Origin of the sequence: Mogibacterium kristiansenii, assembly GCF_029224645.1 — a bacterium.
Lineage (GTDB): Bacteria > Bacillota > Clostridia > Peptostreptococcales > Anaerovoracaceae > Mogibacterium_A > Mogibacterium_A kristiansenii.
In genome coordinates this window covers 1-16,727 of the sequence record NZ_JAQXUZ010000022.1, presented here as the reverse complement: position 1 = coordinate 16,727, position 16,727 = coordinate 1, and the positions used below count along the sequence as shown (strand labels likewise).

Here is a 16,727-nt window from a genome sequence, read left to right as displayed (position 1 = left end):
GATTTATCCGTTCTGCCGGCGCCCATGAATGAAAAAAATGAAGCCCCCCATATATTGATATGTACCCTCTTTACTGGACACATTGATTTATGAACTCGACTCAACACATGGATGCTTCCCTGTACTTTACAGGAGGCATCCATTTTGTTTTTGATTGAATCCGGTCCAGGAGTTTCGGTCCCGCCGCTCTGTGGATCGCTCCGTCTACACCGCCACCTCCGAGAAGGCTCGTATTGCCTGCACGCCATGGTTCTTTGTAATATCTCCGCGTACTGCTTCAAACTTTGTCTGTCTTTTCAGGATCAAGTCTTTCATCCTTCCACTGCATACAGATGTATTTTCTTATCCAGTCCGGGTCCTCATAATGACCGAATTCACTCATCTGACATCCATGGCAAAGATCGTCTGCCATCTCAATAATGACATCTATCAGTTCCAGGTTCGTCTTCCACTTTTCCTCTATGGCATCATATCCCAAAAGCGCACCGAGAATATTACCGGTAACCGCTCCAGTGGAATCACTGTCGCCCTTATGATTAACCGCCGAAATCACACCTGCCGAGAAGTCATCCTGATGACGAAGCGCACAGTAGAGAGCAATGCCGAGAGTTTCTTCTGCAACCCAGCCCTCGCCTAACCTGTGGATATTATCAAGATCATCCGCCTCGTTTCCGGACAATTCGATTGCCAGATCAATAATATCGGTAAGCTCCTTCAGATGCCTGTCTTCCCGGAATATCTCTGCCACCTTGTCTCTGGCTTCAATTACGATATTCTTAAGAGTTTTCTTTTCTTCGCCGAAAACGATACAGTTGATAATGTGCGTCACAATAGCCGCTGGCATATAACCAAGGGAATGCCCATGGGTGATAGCTGCGATCTGGGCGCCTTCCATGTCCAGTGTGCCCATCTCCATATGCTTATAATTCAGCGCGACCGGAGCCACTCTCATGATACCGCCGCAGCCCTTGCTTTGATTCTGTGGCTCTTTCACATAATCGTTCACAAAGTCTTTACCGTTCTTCTGAGCGGAAAGTGCAGACAGACAGGTATTTCCCGGTGCTCTGCTGCTATAAAGCTCCGGCACATCCGCAAGCCATGACCTGCAGGAATAATTCCCTCTGCGATCCTGTATTTTCTGCTTATCGAAGGGACACTCCTGCGTATAAAGCCAGTCCTGATATGCCTGTGCAACATAGTGTCTTGGCCAGCCCTGGATCCCTCTCATTGCTCCTCGTGTATCTCCCACAAGGAGCCCATTCGCCGTAAACAGAGTCATCTGAGTATCATCGGAAATCAGAGCCTTCCCAGTGAAACTGTCCAGCTCATACTCTGTGATTCCTCTCTCACCGTATTTACCGAAGATCTGCTCTTCTCCCCAGAACTCGACCGCATAGCCAAGAGCATCCCCTACAGCGCCGCCTGCTAATGAGCCACGGATTTTGTTCAGATTGATCTCCTTCTCCCTGATCCTCTTCATGGCTTCATCCATTTCCTGCTGATCCTCATCCCGGTAAAAATTATCGAAGGCAAAATTTCTATTAAACTCTTTAAAATTATACTGATCCTGCGTCCGGTCAAGCACCGCAAAATCAATCCTGCGGAACAGGTCCTTCTCTCTTAATTTATTGTAATTCATTTCCTTCAGTGCTTTATAGAAAAGATCTGAGATTACATGCGCATCATTACCGAAAGCACCACAGCCCCAGGCTCCAAGAACAAGATGCCTGTACCCGAGATATGCGACGCATTTCAGCATTCCCATGATACGGTTATATACCATATCCTCATACTCAGACTCGCTCATTCCCTCCTTGCCATGTGATATCATCGGTGCGGCGCAGGTAAGGACAGAAACGACTACTGTATCGTCCAGCAGGTCACCATTCGCATCTTTTATAATTTCTACATAAGGCGCGATCATCCCTGGTAAAAAGATACGTATCGCCAAGGCGTTTTCTGGCAAGTGCTAAAGAATCTATATTTTCACAGCCATGTCCGCAACGTCCAATCACAAACGGCCTGCTGAACTCAGGATCAGTACAATTTTTCTTCACCGCTTCCGGAAGGTACACCTGTATCTCCTGCATTTCTTTTGCGGAAAGTTTCAGCTGTATCCTTTTGCCATTTTTTTCATACCAGCCCTGTTTTAAGATCTTAAGCGTATCCTCCAGCATAGCGATTTCTTTTGATCTGTCTCTCATGAGTCCTCTCCTTCCCCAGATTTATCACAAGTCGCTGAAAAAGTCTTATATTTCAAGCCCTTTTCACACTGTCAATTATGTACTTTAGTCAGCAGAACAACCGTCTCCACGTGGCAAGAGTTGACATCGTGAATGTCAAAATTGCCCTATCCGCGTTTGCCCGAACTTATCGCACCTTTTCCTCGTTTGCCCAAACATGTCTACAAACTGGAATTTGTTGAGTATTTCGTTCCTCTGCCGTTACCTGTCTTTATCACATATCCTTTTTTCTCAAGTATCCCCAATAGCTTTAACGTCTTATTTTTGCCAAATCCTGCTGCCTTAGCGATTTGAGAACTTGTTTTTCCAAGCCTGCCCATGCTGTCGTAAATGATTTTCTCATCGCCAGTAAGATCGCCACCGGATGTGATCACAGGCAAAGTTACTTTGATCATATTCTCGGAAAACTCATGTATCGGTTTTGCCTTACTGCCTGCATATGCTGCATTTATCCTCTGAACGCCCGTTCCAAAACTTTCTATAATATTCAACCGGAAGAAAACACCACCGATAATCGGATTACGCAGCACTGATATCTGTCCATTGAGATATTCCTCCTTTGTGATGCCTTTTGGCAGTCCTCCCGGCGAAAAGACCTCAATGCGATCTTCATACATTGCTACTCTGATATGAGATCTCACATCCCAGGCTCTGTGCACCAGTGCATTTGCAATGGTTTCTCTGAACGCCTTTTCCGGAATGATCTCAACCTTCTCTCTGATCGCACCTTTGATTTCATCATACTGATAATATTTTCGATAGAGATCGATCACCTCATCATATTGTTCCAGTATCGATCTGTGTTCGAAAATCTCACGATCCAATATTATATCTATCGTTTCCCCAAAACGTGCACAGTCGATACCATATGCTCCATTTTTATCAGCAAGTAAAACCCCTGCGTTATTGTATTTCCCGTCTGCACCAAGTACTCCGATAGTCCTGAGTATATCTGTACTGATAGCACTGATACCGAGCTGCTCTTTCATCTTGCCCTCAAGGATCGTAAACTCGAGATCTTTCACATCGGATACTAATTCATCGTACGAACGATCTTCACCTTCCAGAATAAGACGATTCAACTCCAGACGATCCACTTCGATCGTTGCCGTATCATTTCTTTTGTAAGCTTTTGATTTATAATAATACGGTTTATAGATTCCTTCTTTTACTTCCAATGTAATGACATTTGTATCATCATCCACAGATATCCGATAATCGGGCACCGGAGAAATACTATCGTTTATTCTGTTTTCTATATCCAGACATGCATTACCAGCATCTTCTATCCCAACAAACTTGCCATCATCAGTAATGCCAAACCGGATGATCCCGTCACCAAAATTGGCATATGCACTGACTGTCTTTAAAAATGTATTTGTTACTCGCTCTTTCACTTCAAACGAACGGTTCTCTTTCATCTGCCAAACCTCCATTACTGTTTTCGTACCTTTATTATATCAAAACAAACGAAAAAATAAACGTATTTATTTGCGTTTGATTTTTCGTTTGCTTTATAAGCTGGAAATTGTGATGCAGAAAGTCTTTAACAAGCCTGTTGAGCTGCTGTTCTATCAATCGAAAGTGAAATGCTATTTGTTGGCATACAAATGGCAACCTTTTACATGGTCATTGACAATCCCTATTGCCTGCATATAGGCATATATAATTGTACTACCAACAAACTTAAAGCCAAGCTCTTTTAAGTCTTTACTAATTTGATCTGAGAGTTCAGTCCTTGCGGGTATATCAGTTTCAGTTTGGAACTGATTGAGAATTGGCTTACCACCAACATAAGACCATATAAACGAATCAAAACTGCCATACGATTCTTGGATTTTTATAAACTGTTGAGCATTTGTTATTGCTGATTTGATTTTTAACCGATTGCGAACAATGCTGCTATTTTGCATTAGCTCTTCTATTTTTGCATCATCATACAGCGCTACTTTTTTGCAGTCAAAGTTATCAAAAGCAATTCTAAATGCCTCTCTTTTGTTTAGTATTGTCAGCCACGATAGTCCTGCCTGCATACCTTCAAGTATTAACATCTCAAATAGTTTATTCTCATCATGAACGGGCTTCCCCCATTCATTATCATGATACTCTTTATATAAGTCGGTAGTTGCCCATGAACATCTTTGTATCAATTCTTCCATAAGTTTCTCCGTCCTGCAAATCCCGATTTAATTCTGTACTTTAGACAGCATGTCGCAGTAGGCCGCGGCCAATCACCCTTCGCCTCCGGCTCGGGTTCTTGGGCGTCCCTTGCGGACTGCGTCTCATCTACTCAAGCTTCGACTGCGTCTCGCTTTCGTAGGAGACAGCATGTCTCCACATGCATCGTCCAGGCGAACATCTCTACCGGGGTGGCTTCTTCAAATACATAGCCGTTTTGCTGCAGGATTTTGATGTCTCGGGCCAGGGTGCCGGCGTCGCAGGAGATGTACACGATGCGGTCGGGCTGAATGGCGGAGACGGTTTCCAGAAGACTCGGGGCGCAGCCGCCGCGAGGGGGATCCAGAATGACGACTTTACTGCGCTCCCGAAGGTTGTCTTTGTAGAGGTAATCGGCATAGAGCTTGTCCTCGGAGTCCAGGAGTTTCGGGAGGATTTCTTCGGCCCGGCCGGTATAGTAACGGGCGTTCACGATTCTGTTGATAACGGCGTTCCGGTTGGCATCCAGAACGGCGCCGGGCACTTCTTCGATGCCCACAATCATGGCCGCTTGGTCTGCCATAGACAGGCCGATGGTGCCGATGCCGCAGTACAGGTCGAAGACCACTTCTTCGCCGGAGAGGCCGGCGTATTCCCGCGCTTTTTCGTAAAGGCGGGTCATCTGGTTGGTGTTCACCTGATAGAATGCGGACCCGGAGATCTCGAACTCCAGATCCCGGCCGGCCACCTGAATGCGGTCGTTAATGGTTCTTTTACCCGCAAGAGGGATGTAATCCTTGGCGAAGTCGTGAATGTCACCTTTTTTCACTTCCAAAATCACGCTTTCCAGTGCGTACTCTTCCGACACTTCGTCGATGGCGTCGTCCATGGCGTAGACGATGTCCTCGGCGTTGGGAAGCTGCTTTCCGGTGACGGTGAGCACCACCATGATTTCACCGGTGCCCTCGCAGGCTTTCACCGTAACCTCCCGGAGTTTTGCGGTGTTGCTCTGCTTCGGAGGCTTCTGGTTCCGGCCCCGGCCGTAGCGCTTCGGCTCCTTGTAGACGGTGATTTTGTGCTGTTCAATGAGGCGGCGGATGGCATCGGCTACCGCCATCACCGGTTCTTTCTGAAGCATGCAGTCGTCGATGTCCACTACCCGGCTGCTGCCTCTTTCCCGGAAGCCTACCGCCGGACCGGCCGGGCCGTCGTATACGGCAAAAGTGGCTTTGTTCCGGTAATGCAGGTCCGGTTCTTCTCCGGCAACCACAACATCCCGAACCAACGGATGTTCCAGTCCGCCGATTCGGGTGAGTTTATTTTCTACGTGTTCTTTTTTCATGGCGAGCTGCGCTTCGTACTTCATGCTCTGGAGGGAGCAGCCGCCGCAGCGGCCGAAGTACGGACATACCGCTTCTTCCCGGTTCGGCGACGGGGTGAGGATTTCCTCCAATTCCGCTACCGCATACCGCTTCTTGTCCTGTACGATTTTGCCCCGAACGGTGTCTCCCGGAATACTTCCGTCCACGAACACCGTCAATCCGTCGATATGGCCGATGCCCTTTCCGTCATCCGTCATATCCGTAATGGTGAGTTCCACCACTGTACCCTTATCCATTGTTTCTCTCCACTGTATATTAATCTCGTTATTCGCTCTTCTGTTCCAGCGAATCCGCCAGAGCTTTGATTTTAGCGAACCGCTTGCTGACCGCCGGTTTTTTCACCGGTGGGGAAAGCATTTCCCCGATTTCACCCAGATTGGCATCCGGACGTTCCAGGCGAATTCTCGCCACGTCCCGAAGTCCCGGGGACAAGGAGTCCAGTCCCACCAGCTCTTCGATGCGCTGAATATTCCGAATCTGTTCCTCCGAGGCGCTCAGGCTTCGGTCCACGTTGGCATTGTCGCAGTTGGAAATCCGCTGAGCTTCGCCCCGGGTGCTTCGGTTCACCTTGATTCCTTCGAAATCCAAGAGTGCCTGGCTGGCGCCGATGATGCCCAGTATATCGCTGATGTAATCCGCCTTCTTGATATAGACGATGTAATCCTCCTTCCGGCGGGTCACATTGGCGGAAAGGTCCACAAAGGAACCGATGAGTTTCTTCAGGTCGTTCGCCACCTGCTCGCTGGTGAGCACGAATTCCAGGTGATAGCTCCGGTTAGGATTGGAAATGGTTCCGCATCCCAGGAACAGCCCCCGCAGATAGGCTTTCTTGCAGCATTTCTTGCTGACGATGGGCTGGTAGATTCCGTCGCTCAGATAGTCGTTTCCCTCTCGAATCAGCATCATGCCCGTTTCCCTCAGAATCTGAGAGCTCTTCTCATCCGGACTGATGGTGAGGGAATACCGATATCCGTTGCGCCCCGGCATCTGGGATTCTTCCATCTCCAGCCGGGCGTTGCTGCCGAAATACTCCTTAATCAGGGTTTTGTAATGCCGCGCAATGGCCGGGTTTTCCGTGGAGGCCACGATGATGAACCGGCCGCCCCCCGCCAGACGCAGGCTTCCCGATACCCGGAAAAAACCGGAAATCTCCGCCAGCATGTCGCATTTTTTTTCCACCTTAATTCGGGCGAGCTCCGCCTTCACATCTGCAGAAAATGACATTTATTTCTTATCTCCTTTTGCAATAAAATCAAGATCGCGATGGGTCACTGTCGTCCGGTATCCCTTCTCGCTGAAAATTCGGCCCAATTCGTTGGCCACCGCCACGGACCGATGGTGTCCGCCGGTGCAGCCCACGGCCACGTTCAGATGATACTTTCCTTCCTTAATGTAGCCCGGCACCAGATCCTCCACCAGGCCCACGAAATCCTTCAGGAATTTCTTCGTGATGTCAAACTTCAGGACGTAGGAAGAGACCTTCTTGTTGTTTCCGGTGAGCTTCCGAAGGCTCTTTACGTAATACGGGTTCGGGATGAACCGCATGTCGATCTGAATATCCGATTCGTTTGGAATTCCGTATTTGTAGCCGAAGGACGTGAGGTTGATGTTGAACACCGATCCGCTCTCTTCTCCCAGAATAATCCGGGAAAGCTGCAGGTTGAAATCCGACACCTTCATGTGGGTGGTGTCCAGGATGAAGTCCGCTTTATCCCGAACCTTCTGCAACATATTCTTCTCGTCCTCGATGACCTTTACCGTCGCTCTGCCGCCGGTCAGAGGGTGATTGCGCCGGGTTTCATTGTAGCGTTTCACAATGGTGTTGTCCGATGCTTCCACGTAGAGCAGGGTGCTGTCCACCCCTTCCATCTGGCGCAGGGTATCCACGCAGGTTTCCAGCTCATCGAAAAACTCGCCGCCCCGAATGTCCGCCACGAAGACCGCTTTCTCGATGGAATTGCTGCTCTGGAGGGACAGCTCCAGGAAATTCCGAATCAGCTGCGGCGGCATGTTGTCGATGCAATAATATCCCTGATCTTCAAACCAGTCTGCTGCACGGGTTTTTCCCGCACCGGACAGTCCCGAAATGATTACCACTTTCATTTTTAGCGCTCCTTAATATTTATAATTCTTCCAAAATCCAGTCCTGCTTCTTCCGCCCGTTCCAGCGCCGCTTCCACGCCGCCCACCTGGGAAGGTTTGTGGGCATCGCTGCTCACCACATAGGTGACATCGAAATTCATGGTCTGCCGAATTTCCTCTGCGGTCAGATGAGAATGGCGGCTGTTGATTTCCAGCCGGGTGCCCCGCGCTTCACAGGCTCTTCCAATTTCCTTCATATTAAAAGGTCCCTTATCTCCGGGATGGGTCAGAATCCGAATGGGATTCTCGTAGATGGCCCGAAGCGCCATTTCCGTGTTTCGATTCTCCAGCTGCTGCCGGCTTCCCGACGGATAAATTCCGGCGGAACAGATGGGGTTCCGAATCATATCCCCTTTGGGCACGCCGTGGTGATATCCGGCATTGATAAAATCAAATTTCTCAATGTCTTCCGGTGCGACATCCAGACCGTTTCCGGAATGAATAATGTTCGCTTCCACGCCCAATTGAATCTTCACTTCCGGATATTTTCTCGCCGCTTCCGCCACATCCCGGCGCATGTCCGGGAGGAGGGAAAGGTTCAGCCCGTAGAAAATATGTCCCGGTCCGTGATCCGTAATGCCGATTTCCTGAAGGCCCTTCGCTGCGGCTGCGGCCACGTTCTCCTCAATGGTTCCCTTGCCGTGGTAGTACACCAGCAGCCCTTTGGAATATCGGGTGTGGGTGTGATAATCCGCAATCAGCCGGTACCTTTCGGAAATCTCTCGGTTATTCATCTTCTTCACCGATAATCCGAACTTCCGGCTCCAGATGAATTCCGGAATCTTCATATACCTTCTTCTCTACCAGCTCCATCAGCTGCAGCACATCCGTCGCCGTGGCGCCGCCCTTGTTGATGATGAAACCGGAATGCTTCTCCGATACCTCTGCACCGCCGACGGAAACGCCCTTCAATCCGGATTCCTGAATCAGCGCTGCCGCGTATCCTTCCGCCGGACGCTTGAAGGTGCTTCCCGCACTCGGAAAATTCACCGGCTGCTTCTGCACCCGCTTTTCCGCCAGCTCTGCAATCCGTGCCTGAATGGTCTCGGCATCCTCCGGCTGCAGTTTCAATTCTACTTTTGTGACAATCTCACCGGTGCGCTGGAGACAGCTGTTCCGGTAGGCGAATTCCATCTCCGCCCCGGTGCGAACCGTTTCTTCCTTGCCGTCCGGCGACATCAGCCACACCCGGGTTACGATGTCCTTCATCTCGCCGCCGTAAGCGCCGGCATTCATGTAGATGGCACCGCCGATGCTGCCCGGAATTCCGCTGGCGAATTCCATTCCCGCCAGTCCGCTCTTCGCCGCCAGGGAGCTCACCGAGGAAAGCAGCTTTCCGCTTCCCGCAATCACCGTATCCCCCTGCACTTCGCAATCCTGAAATTCTCCTTCCAGATGAATGATCACCCCGCGATAACCGGAATCGCGGAACAACAGGTTGGAGCCGTTTCCGATCAGCATGTGGGGAACGCCCTCTTCCGTAAGAAACGAGAGCAGGCCGCTCAGCTCTTTCCGGTCGATGCAGTTCACATAATAATCCGCGCAGCCACCCACGCGGAAAGAAATGTGCTTCGCCATGGATTCGTTCTCCAGAATCCGGCTTTCCGGAATTCCCAGTTCCATAAAACTATTTCTGAGGTTTTTCATGATTCTTCAGTTCTTCCCTTTCTATGTCATATTTGCTGTAATCTTCGTATTTTCTCGTAGACTGCTCCTGGTTCTTCCGGCGAAGCCGATCGTTGGTATTCACGCTGATGTAGCGATATATCACCGCAAAAATCGGCACGCCCAAAGCCATTCCGAAGAATCCGAACAGGCCGCCGCCCACCAGCACCGCAATCAGCACCCAGAAGCTGTTCAGCCCGATGGCGGAGCCCACCACCTTCGGTCCGATGACGTTTCCGTCCAGCTGCTGAATGATCAGAATCATGATGACGAAATACAAACATTTCATCGGATCGTCCAGCAGAATGAGAATCGCCGACGGGATGGCGCCCAGGAACGGTCCGAAGAACGGAATCACATTGGTTACGCCCACAATCACGCTGATCAGCACCGGCATCGGCAGGTCGAACAGCAGCATGCACACGTAGGTCAAACATCCGATGATGCAGGCGTCGATAATTCTTCCCACGATGTATCCGATAAAAGTATCATTGATGATTTCGAAAAATTCATAGATTTTCTTCGAGGTGTACCGGCTGAATAGGGAGGTGGTCATCTTTCGACCGATGGCGAACAATTTCTCCTTATAGTTCAGAAGGTATACCGAAATCAGCAGTCCCACAATCACGTTGATGAAGGCATTAATCATGGCAATCAAGCTGTTGGAAACGGTTTCCGCCAGACCCTTGAAGTCGTTTTCCAAAAGATGGGTCTGAATCCACGCGATGATTTCACCCGTATCGGCTTTCGTGAAATTATCGATGCCCTTCACCAGAATCTGGTACCTGGCCAAATGAGTTCCGGCCCACTGATTCAAGTTGTTCATTTTCTCCGGCAGTGTGTTCACCAGGTCTACGATGCTGTTTACGATAGCCGGAAGAATAAAGGTGGAAATCAATACCACGATACCCGCCACAACGGCCATACAGATGACGGATGCCAGCACCCGGGCTTCCGTGAGCGCCCGCTGTGCCGCTGTTCTTTTGTGGCGCTTCGGTACTTTTGTATTGAAATACATCGAACCGAAGCTGTCCGTCAACAGTTTCCCGTCCTTGTACAGGAAATGGTAAAAACAGCGCACCAGTTTGTTATAGATTGGGCACATCAGAAAGGCCAATACGATGCCGATGTACACCGGGGAAAGGGTCTGATTGATGGTGGCGAACACCGCGTCGAAATGGGTACTTCGAATCAGGCGGTTCACCATCAACAGAACGCTCCCGGTAAAAATAATGGATATTGTTGTTTTCGAATATGGGTTATTCCATAGTTTTCGTAACATGTTTTTCCCCTTCGTTAATCGCTATTTGGACGATGTGCTGTTCTGGCTGGACAGGGTCATGATTCCACCCAGCATGGCATCCTTCAGATCGGAATTGGTGTCCACGTCGGTCTCCCAATCCCCGTCTTCGTTCTTCGTGCACTGGATGGAAACGGTTTTCTTGTAATCCTTCTTGGTCAGCGCATTCATCTTATTGAACATCATCTTGTAGATGTATTCGTTCAGGTCCGTTTTCGATGTGAGTTTGCCGGAATTGGCGTCCTTCACCACCTGCTGATACATCTCCTTGTAGGCAGTTCCGAAATTGTAGGTGGTAATCTGCACCTTTACCGTTGCGGCATCGCCATCCACCTTTTCATCCTTCACCTCGTAATCGAAGTCCTGAATCTTCTCCACCAGTTCCTTGTATTCCTTCTGATATTTCTTTGCCACATTCTTATCGCTGACCAGAGAGGAAAGCTCGGTCTTCATCTGCTCCTCTTTCACCTGCTGCATCTGTTTTTCCACCACCGCGGTCGGAGTGTTGGACCTTCCGCATGCACCCAAAGCCAGCACCATGGAGGCCATCAGCACGGCGATTGTAATTTTTCTAAATTTCTTCATTCTTATTTTCCCTCCGGGAGGCGTCTCCGCTCTCCGTCAAACACAGTGATGCCGGCACGATCCAGTGCAGCCAAATATACCGATGCGTATTTCCGAGACGTGTTCAGTGTATCTCGGAAGTCCGCCAGCACGAAAGAGCCCTCGGCTCCCGCCGTACGCGCAGCGGCCGCCACGCGGTTCCACCCCTCCTGCGAAATATTGTAGGACGGATCTACCTTCACCAGAACGCCCTCTTTATAAAGGCGGTCGAAAATGGCGTTGATGACTCTCTTGTCGGAATCCAGCGCGTAGATTTCATCGTTCTTCGGAATTTCAATTCCCGCATCTTTGTAGATTCCGGCAATGCGTTCCTTCAGCTTCTCCTGCTCCGGCGTCAACACCGCCTCGAAGCCCTGCATGGATACGGTTTTCCCGCAGTCTGTCAGCATGCCCAGATTCATCAGCCGGTGAACCGCACCCAGAATAATCTTGTCTTCCTGAATATGCCAGGTATCCCGAAGCCGGCTCTGCAGCTCCTGCTTCGGCATTCCCTCTGCCAGCGGATTGCTTTCGTGGTATTCCTGAAGCAGCTGAATCAGGCGATCCGTCATCATTTGGAATTTGGATGCCGCCAGAATCGTGCCATCCTCCAGCTCTACCAGTTTACCCTCTTCGATGCATCCTTCGATTTCCCGATCTCCGATTTCCGGAAGCATGCCCAGCTCCTGCAGCAGCAATTCTTTGGAATAGAACTTGTGTCCGCCGGTCTTCAGCACAAAAATATCCGAGATATTTCCGCTCTCCAGCATCTGGAATCCTTCCAGCACGTTCTCCCGGTTCCGCTTGTGCTTTTCCGGCACCGCGTCCAGAATCTGTCCGCCGCCGATGGTGATGATCGGCGAATAGAAGCGGATGATGAACCGGTCTCCCCGTCTCACCGCAATCGGTTCTTCCAGACGGAACTGCACGTATGCCTCTTCCCCGGCGGACAGCGCATCTCGGTCCATCAGGATGACCTTGGTCAGCACCTCTTTGCTTCCGCAATACAGGTGCACTCGGCTGTTGTTCAGCACCATGCGCTCGCTGCTGTCAAAAATCTTCAGCTTCACGTCCAGCATCCCGGTAACGGACACTGCGCCCTTCGCCGCGATGACGTCGCCCCGGCGGATGTCCTCTTTCCGCACCCCGCTCAGGTTGATTGCGGTCCGTTGTCCGGCTACCGCCTGCTCTACGTCGTTTCCATAGGTCTGAATTCCGCGAATCTTGGCCGGCGTCTCTTCCGGAAAAACATGAACCTCATCGTTCAGGGAACAGGTTCCGTCCATTAACGTTCCGGTTACCACCGTACCGAATCCGGATTTTGTAAAAACACGATCCACCGGAAGTCGAAACATTTCCGGCGCTTCGATCCGCTTGGATTCCCGGTCGCACTTGCGGATGATTTCTTCTTTTAGGAGATCGATATTCTCTCCGGACTTGGCGGAAACGGGAATCATCGGCTTTCCTTCTAAGAAGGAACCTTCCACGTAATCCCGGATGTCCTCCTGAACCAGTTCCAGCCATTCCTCGTCCACCATGTCCGTCTTCGTGATGGCGATGATTCCATCATCGATGCCCAGCGCCTGCAGTATTTCAAAGTGTTCCCGTGTCTGGGGCATAATGCCCTCGTCAGCCGCTACGACGAACAGGACGAAATCGATGCCGCCGATACCGGCCAGCATGTTCTTGATGAACTTCTCGTGGCCCGGAACGTCGATGACGCCGATATTGTATCCCGCATCGTTGGGAATGTGGGCAAACCCCAGTTCAATGGTAATGCCCCGCTTCTTCTCTTCCTCCAGCCGGTCGGTGTCGATGCCGGAAAGTGCCTTAATCAGGCGGGTTTTTCCGTGATCCACGTGGCCGGCGGTTCCGATAATTATGTTTTTCATCTATTACTCCATTCCTTCAAAGGCATCTGCAACGGTTTGAACTTCCTCTTCTCCGATGGTGCGGACGCAGAGGAGCAGCCGGTCGTCATGAATTCTTGCTACGATCGGCATGTCGTTCTCCCGAAGCTGTTTCTCCATGCTCGGCGTGGAGATGTCATCCGAAGAAACGGCCACGCCGAATCCCGGCAGGTACACCATCGGTGCGGAGCCGCCGCCGATCTGATCCTGTACCGGAATCACTTCCGCATGCACCCGATTGTTCTTTGCTGCAATTGCCTCGGCCAACTTGTTCGCTCTTCGCTCCATGGAATCTGCCGGTTCCGTAATCATGTGGAGAATCGGAATATCTCTCATGGCCTTTTCCGTGTCTCTGTATTTCTTCAAGGTTTCTTCCATTGCGGCGAAAGTCATCTTGTCCACCCGAAGCGCCCGGGCCAGCGGATGTTTCTTCATCTTCTCGATATATTTCTTTTTGCCCACGATGATGCCCCCCTGAGGACCGCCCAGCAGCTTATCGCCGCTGAACAGCATCACGTCGATGCCGGTGTTCAGGGATGCGGGAACATTCGGCTCGTCCAGGCCGTATTTCTGAAGGTCTACCATCAGTCCGTTGCCCATGTCAAAGATGACCGGCAAGTCGTGTTCCTTTCCGATTGCCACCAGATCCTCCAGGGATGCTTCTTCCGTAAAACCCATAATCCGGTAGTTGCTGGTGTGAACCTTCATCAACGCGCCGGTCTTCTCCGGATTGATGGCATTGACATAATCCGAAGGTTTTGTCTTGTTGGTGGTACCGATATCCCGCAAAGTAGCCCCGCTCTGTTCCATAATATCCGGAATTCGGAAGGCGCCGCCGATTTCCACCAGCTCCCCTCGGGACACGATTACTTCCTTGCCCTCTGCCATTGCCGACAAAACAATCATGGTGGCAGAGGCGTTGTTGTTCACCAGCATGGCATCCTCTGCTCCGGTAAGTTCGCAGATCAGCTTGGACACAATATTGTGACGAGAGCCACGTTTGCCGGCTTCCACGTCGTATTCCAGATTAGAGTATCCTTTGGATACCGCCGCCACGTTTTCCACCGCTTCCTTGCAAAGAGGCGCTCTGCCCAGATTGGTGTGAAGAATCGTTCCCGTAGCGTTGATTACCGGATACAGATTGTTGCAGTCCTCCTGCTCCATGTATGCGATTACCCGGTTGGCCACTGCCTCGATATCCATCCGTTGGATATCGAATTCTTCCAGCTCTTCCGGGGTCATTTTCAGAATTTCGTTTCTCAAATCCTGAATGACGCTGCGCGCCGCTTCCGTAACGACGGTGCGGCCGGCGCCGGCGAAAAGAAGTTCCAGCCCACCGGCCTTCAGCACTTCATCTATCTTCGGAATTCGTCTGAGAATTTCATTTTTTTTCATAAAGGTCTCCTCGTTTTTTACACACAATTTCAACCTATATAATACCACAAAGAAGGGGGCATTGCCACAGGGAAGCGCGGGCCGGGATTGTTCCTGCCTTCGCCTTTCTCGAGGGTTTTCTGCGGTTCTTTTCAGGGATGGGGAAAAGCGGACGGAACGCTAGTTGAAGTGATTGAGTTCTAATTGTATTGTGCGTTATTTGTGCACGCAGTCTCATGTGCCTAGAATTTCAAAGACGATTCACGTTTTTTGACCGGAAACCAGAAATAAGCGTGAACTCATTTTAGCGATTTTGCAGAATTCTAATTTTGAAGCAGCGGATTACGACCTTGCGTTCACGCTGAATTGGTAATTCCACCCATAAAAGCGTGAACTGTTCTCCAGAAGATGGTTTGCTTCCACGACATCCCCTGACGAAATTTGATGTGGCCGGAAAATCGTTCACGCTAATCGGCCCTAATTTCAAAATTAGCGTGAACTCGATCCGAAATTCTAGGCATATTAAATTATCATCATCAGCAAAGCTCTAATTCCCTGATGTTCCTTGCCGGGGCGGCTCCCGCTCTTTCATTCGCAGATGAAACGAGAGAAAGCGGTAGTCAAATCCTCCGGAAGAACCGACAGCCCAGTGTTCGCAGTTGGCTACGGATTGCTCGGAAAACCTGTTCTTTTGTCAAAAAATGCGCATTAGAAAACCGCCCGTAGGCGGCTTGTTGTAATTAATGACTATCCAGGTACTCTCTGACCTTTAGCATGTACCGGTTATCATTCAGATATTCAATTTCTTTCGGAGTAATGTAATCCGCATAGCTTTCCGGCAAATCCCCGATGATATCCATCAGCTTGTCACTGTCCACATCTTCGCCGTTTTTCAGGCATGCGTACAAGTACTTTAAAATTTTGCATACGATTACATGATAATCGTTCTTTACCATTTTAGTTTTCTCTTTACTATGTAAATGTGAAACTCACTTCGTCATTATTTTAAATACTCTTTTTCAATATCAAACCCCAATCCCAACGCTTCGACATCATATCCCGCGCATGCACCTTTTATAATGGTTAATGCTTCCATATACCCTAACAATTCTCCAAATTCCACTTCATTTAAAACTTCTTTACTCTTCAGCTCATCCGCATTTTCCTTGATGTTTTCAATTATCTCTTTCATTATGTCTTTATTCATTTCATTTAAACCTTTCTACATACACAACAGATTCAATCTAGGCTTGTTCAGCATTTCGCTTCATATCCTTTTTCCATTTCTTAATATAATAAGACCATTTTTTCTTTCCCGTTTTCTTGCTATATCTACAACTTCTTCTATGGTCACATAAATTTATAACATTCTAGTATTTTACCAACGCTATGTCCACCAGTATTTACTCTGCTGATTTTATCAACAATATTTTTCCCTATCGCTATTATCTCCATTTTTTTACGTTGTTGGATTTCACTTTTTGATGAAATCATCATATGCTCCAAACAGTTCATCCAGTAAGCTGTCACAATCATGTGTGATGTGATACTTTCCCATGTCTTCCCCTCTGCATTTCGCTGATTCTTGAATGAAAGATACAAGCTATAGCTTGACAGAATTAAAGATACAATACCCAGTGCAATCGCTAATGTTCTCATGTTCCCGTTTGAGTGATGAGATTTTGCAGTAGTGAGCCTTGAGGCTCACTTGCATTATCCGTTCTTCAGTGCACAATTAAGTTAATCAGGGAAGTGATTAAACTTATTAGAACAGTGATTCGGTCTAGTCGAGGAGCCGGATTGCTGTTCTCTCCTGAATTGAAAAAGTAAGTTCTGCTTTTGTTATGGCAGCACTGGATTTTAAATTTGCAAATCCAGACAAGAAGTTACTTTTGCAAAACAGTTGCGCTGTCTTTTTCATTTGATGGAAGTGGATAGTAGTCGTAGCAGC

The 16,727-nt window shown here is 49.3% G+C and carries 16 protein-coding genes and 1 pseudogene; all 17 read right to left on the bottom strand.

All coding sequences use genetic code 11. The features are described from left to right. Positions 1-100: 100 nt before the first annotated feature. Positions 101-229, bottom strand: a pseudogene (locus PUE40_RS08270) (macro domain-containing protein); the annotation flags it as partial. A gap of 48 nt (positions 230-277) precedes the next feature. Continuing rightward, complete coding sequence (locus tag PUE40_RS06815) at positions 278-1,924, bottom strand: TIGR02452 family protein (protein WP_277672326.1); 1,647 nt, start codon at positions 1,922-1,924, stop codon at positions 278-280. Next, positions 1,881-2,204 (bottom strand): hypothetical protein, encoded by a 324-nt coding sequence (locus tag PUE40_RS06810; protein WP_277672302.1) that lies wholly within the window; start codon positions 2,202-2,204, stop codon positions 1,881-1,883. Before PUE40_RS06810 ends, PUE40_RS06815 begins: the two co-directional genes overlap by 44 nt. A gap of 200 nt (positions 2,205-2,404) precedes the next feature. After that, positions 2,405-3,664: an ATP-binding protein gene (locus tag PUE40_RS06805; RefSeq protein ID WP_277672301.1), complete on the bottom strand. Its 1,260-nt coding sequence runs from the start codon at positions 3,662-3,664 to the stop codon at positions 2,405-2,407. A 171-nt stretch (positions 3,665-3,835) separates the two neighbouring features. Then, entirely contained in the window at positions 3,836-4,402 is a 567-nt protein-coding gene (locus tag PUE40_RS06800; RefSeq protein ID WP_277672300.1) for a DNA-3-methyladenine glycosylase I, read from the bottom strand. A 131-nt stretch (positions 4,403-4,533) separates the two neighbouring features. After that, positions 4,534-6,018, bottom strand: a complete 1,485-nt coding sequence (gene rlmD / locus PUE40_RS06795) for a 23S rRNA (uracil(1939)-C(5))-methyltransferase RlmD (RefSeq protein ID WP_277672299.1) — start codon at positions 6,016-6,018, stop codon at positions 4,534-4,536. A 28-nt stretch (positions 6,019-6,046) separates the two neighbouring features. Further along, on the bottom strand, positions 6,047-7,006 hold the full coding sequence (gene whiA / locus PUE40_RS06790; protein WP_277672298.1) for a DNA-binding protein WhiA: 960 nt from the start codon (positions 7,004-7,006) through the stop codon (positions 6,047-6,049). After that, complete coding sequence (gene rapZ, locus PUE40_RS06785) at positions 7,007-7,885, bottom strand: RNase adapter RapZ (protein ID WP_154554482.1); 879 nt, start codon at positions 7,883-7,885, stop codon at positions 7,007-7,009. A 2-nt stretch (positions 7,886-7,887) separates the two neighbouring features. After that, the gene (locus PUE40_RS06780; RefSeq protein ID WP_277672297.1) at positions 7,888-8,712 is read right to left on the bottom strand and encodes a PHP domain-containing protein; all 825 of its coding nucleotides are present in this window, start codon (positions 8,710-8,712) and stop codon (positions 7,888-7,890) included. Further along, positions 8,651-9,571, bottom strand: a complete 921-nt coding sequence (gene murB / locus PUE40_RS06775; RefSeq protein ID WP_277672296.1) for a UDP-N-acetylmuramate dehydrogenase — start codon at positions 9,569-9,571, stop codon at positions 8,651-8,653. The genes PUE40_RS06780 and murB overlap by 62 nt, the downstream gene beginning before the upstream one ends. Beyond that, on the bottom strand, positions 9,552-10,871 hold the full coding sequence (locus PUE40_RS06770; protein ID WP_277672295.1) for an AI-2E family transporter: 1,320 nt from the start codon (positions 10,869-10,871) through the stop codon (positions 9,552-9,554). The genes murB and PUE40_RS06770 overlap by 20 nt, the downstream gene beginning before the upstream one ends. A gap of 21 nt (positions 10,872-10,892) precedes the next feature. Further along, on the bottom strand, positions 10,893-11,474 hold the full coding sequence (locus PUE40_RS06765; RefSeq protein WP_154554478.1) for a DUF5105 domain-containing protein: 582 nt from the start codon (positions 11,472-11,474) through the stop codon (positions 10,893-10,895). 2 nt (positions 11,475-11,476) lie between these two features. Further along, positions 11,477-13,384: a selenocysteine-specific translation elongation factor gene (selB, locus tag PUE40_RS06760; protein ID WP_277672294.1), complete on the bottom strand. Its 1,908-nt coding sequence runs from the start codon at positions 13,382-13,384 to the stop codon at positions 11,477-11,479. 3 nt (positions 13,385-13,387) lie between these two features. After that, entirely contained in the window at positions 13,388-14,797 is a 1,410-nt protein-coding gene (gene selA, locus PUE40_RS06755; protein ID WP_277672293.1) for an L-seryl-tRNA(Sec) selenium transferase, read from the bottom strand. A gap of 719 nt (positions 14,798-15,516) precedes the next feature. Further along, positions 15,517-15,732: a hypothetical protein gene (locus tag PUE40_RS06750; RefSeq protein WP_154554475.1), complete on the bottom strand. Its 216-nt coding sequence runs from the start codon at positions 15,730-15,732 to the stop codon at positions 15,517-15,519. Between the two features lie 44 nt (positions 15,733-15,776). Continuing rightward, complete coding sequence (locus PUE40_RS06745; protein WP_277672292.1) at positions 15,777-15,983, bottom strand: hypothetical protein; 207 nt, start codon at positions 15,981-15,983, stop codon at positions 15,777-15,779. A 143-nt stretch (positions 15,984-16,126) separates the two neighbouring features. Then, entirely contained in the window at positions 16,127-16,435 is a 309-nt protein-coding gene (locus PUE40_RS06740; protein WP_277672291.1) for a hypothetical protein, read from the bottom strand. Positions 16,436-16,727 lie beyond the last annotated feature (292 nt).

What these genes read in the sequence shown, in the direction of transcription:
- PUE40_RS06815 (WP_277672326.1), bottom strand. Translation starts at nt 1,924, where the DNA reads ATGATCGCGCCTTATGTAGAAATTATAAAAGATGCGAATGGTGACCTG.
- PUE40_RS06810 (WP_277672302.1), bottom strand. Translation starts at nt 2,204, where the DNA reads ATGAGAGACAGATCAAAAGAAATCGCTATGCTGGAGGATACGCTTAAG.
- PUE40_RS06805 (WP_277672301.1), bottom strand. Translation starts at nt 3,664, where the DNA reads ATGAAAGAGAACCGTTCGTTTGAAGTGAAAGAGCGAGTAACAAATACA.
- PUE40_RS06800 (WP_277672300.1), bottom strand. Translation starts at nt 4,402, where the DNA reads ATGGAAGAATTGATACAAAGATGTTCATGGGCAACTACCGACTTATAT.
- rlmD (WP_277672299.1), bottom strand. Translation starts at nt 6,018, where the DNA reads ATGGATAAGGGTACAGTGGTGGAACTCACCATTACGGATATGACGGAT.
- whiA (WP_277672298.1), bottom strand. Translation starts at nt 7,006, where the DNA reads ATGTCATTTTCTGCAGATGTGAAGGCGGAGCTCGCCCGAATTAAGGTG.
- rapZ (WP_154554482.1), bottom strand. Translation starts at nt 7,885, where the DNA reads ATGAAAGTGGTAATCATTTCGGGACTGTCCGGTGCGGGAAAAACCCGT.
- PUE40_RS06780 (WP_277672297.1), bottom strand. Translation starts at nt 8,712, where the DNA reads ATGAAGATTCCGGAATTCATCTGGAGCCGGAAGTTCGGATTATCGGTG.
- murB (WP_277672296.1), bottom strand. Translation starts at nt 9,571, where the DNA reads ATGAAAAACCTCAGAAATAGTTTTATGGAACTGGGAATTCCGGAAAGC.
- PUE40_RS06770 (WP_277672295.1), bottom strand. Translation starts at nt 10,871, where the DNA reads ATGTTACGAAAACTATGGAATAACCCATATTCGAAAACAACAATATCC.
- PUE40_RS06765 (WP_154554478.1), bottom strand. Translation starts at nt 11,474, where the DNA reads ATGAAGAAATTTAGAAAAATTACAATCGCCGTGCTGATGGCCTCCATG.
- selB (WP_277672294.1), bottom strand. Translation starts at nt 13,384, where the DNA reads ATGAAAAACATAATTATCGGAACCGCCGGCCACGTGGATCACGGAAAA.
- selA (WP_277672293.1), bottom strand. Translation starts at nt 14,797, where the DNA reads ATGAAAAAAAATGAAATTCTCAGACGAATTCCGAAGATAGATGAAGTG.
- PUE40_RS06750 (WP_154554475.1), bottom strand. Translation starts at nt 15,732, where the DNA reads ATGGTAAAGAACGATTATCATGTAATCGTATGCAAAATTTTAAAGTAC.
- PUE40_RS06745 (WP_277672292.1), bottom strand. Translation starts at nt 15,983, where the DNA reads ATGAATAAAGACATAATGAAAGAGATAATTGAAAACATCAAGGAAAAT.
- PUE40_RS06740 (WP_277672291.1), bottom strand. Translation starts at nt 16,435, where the DNA reads ATGAGAACATTAGCGATTGCACTGGGTATTGTATCTTTAATTCTGTCA.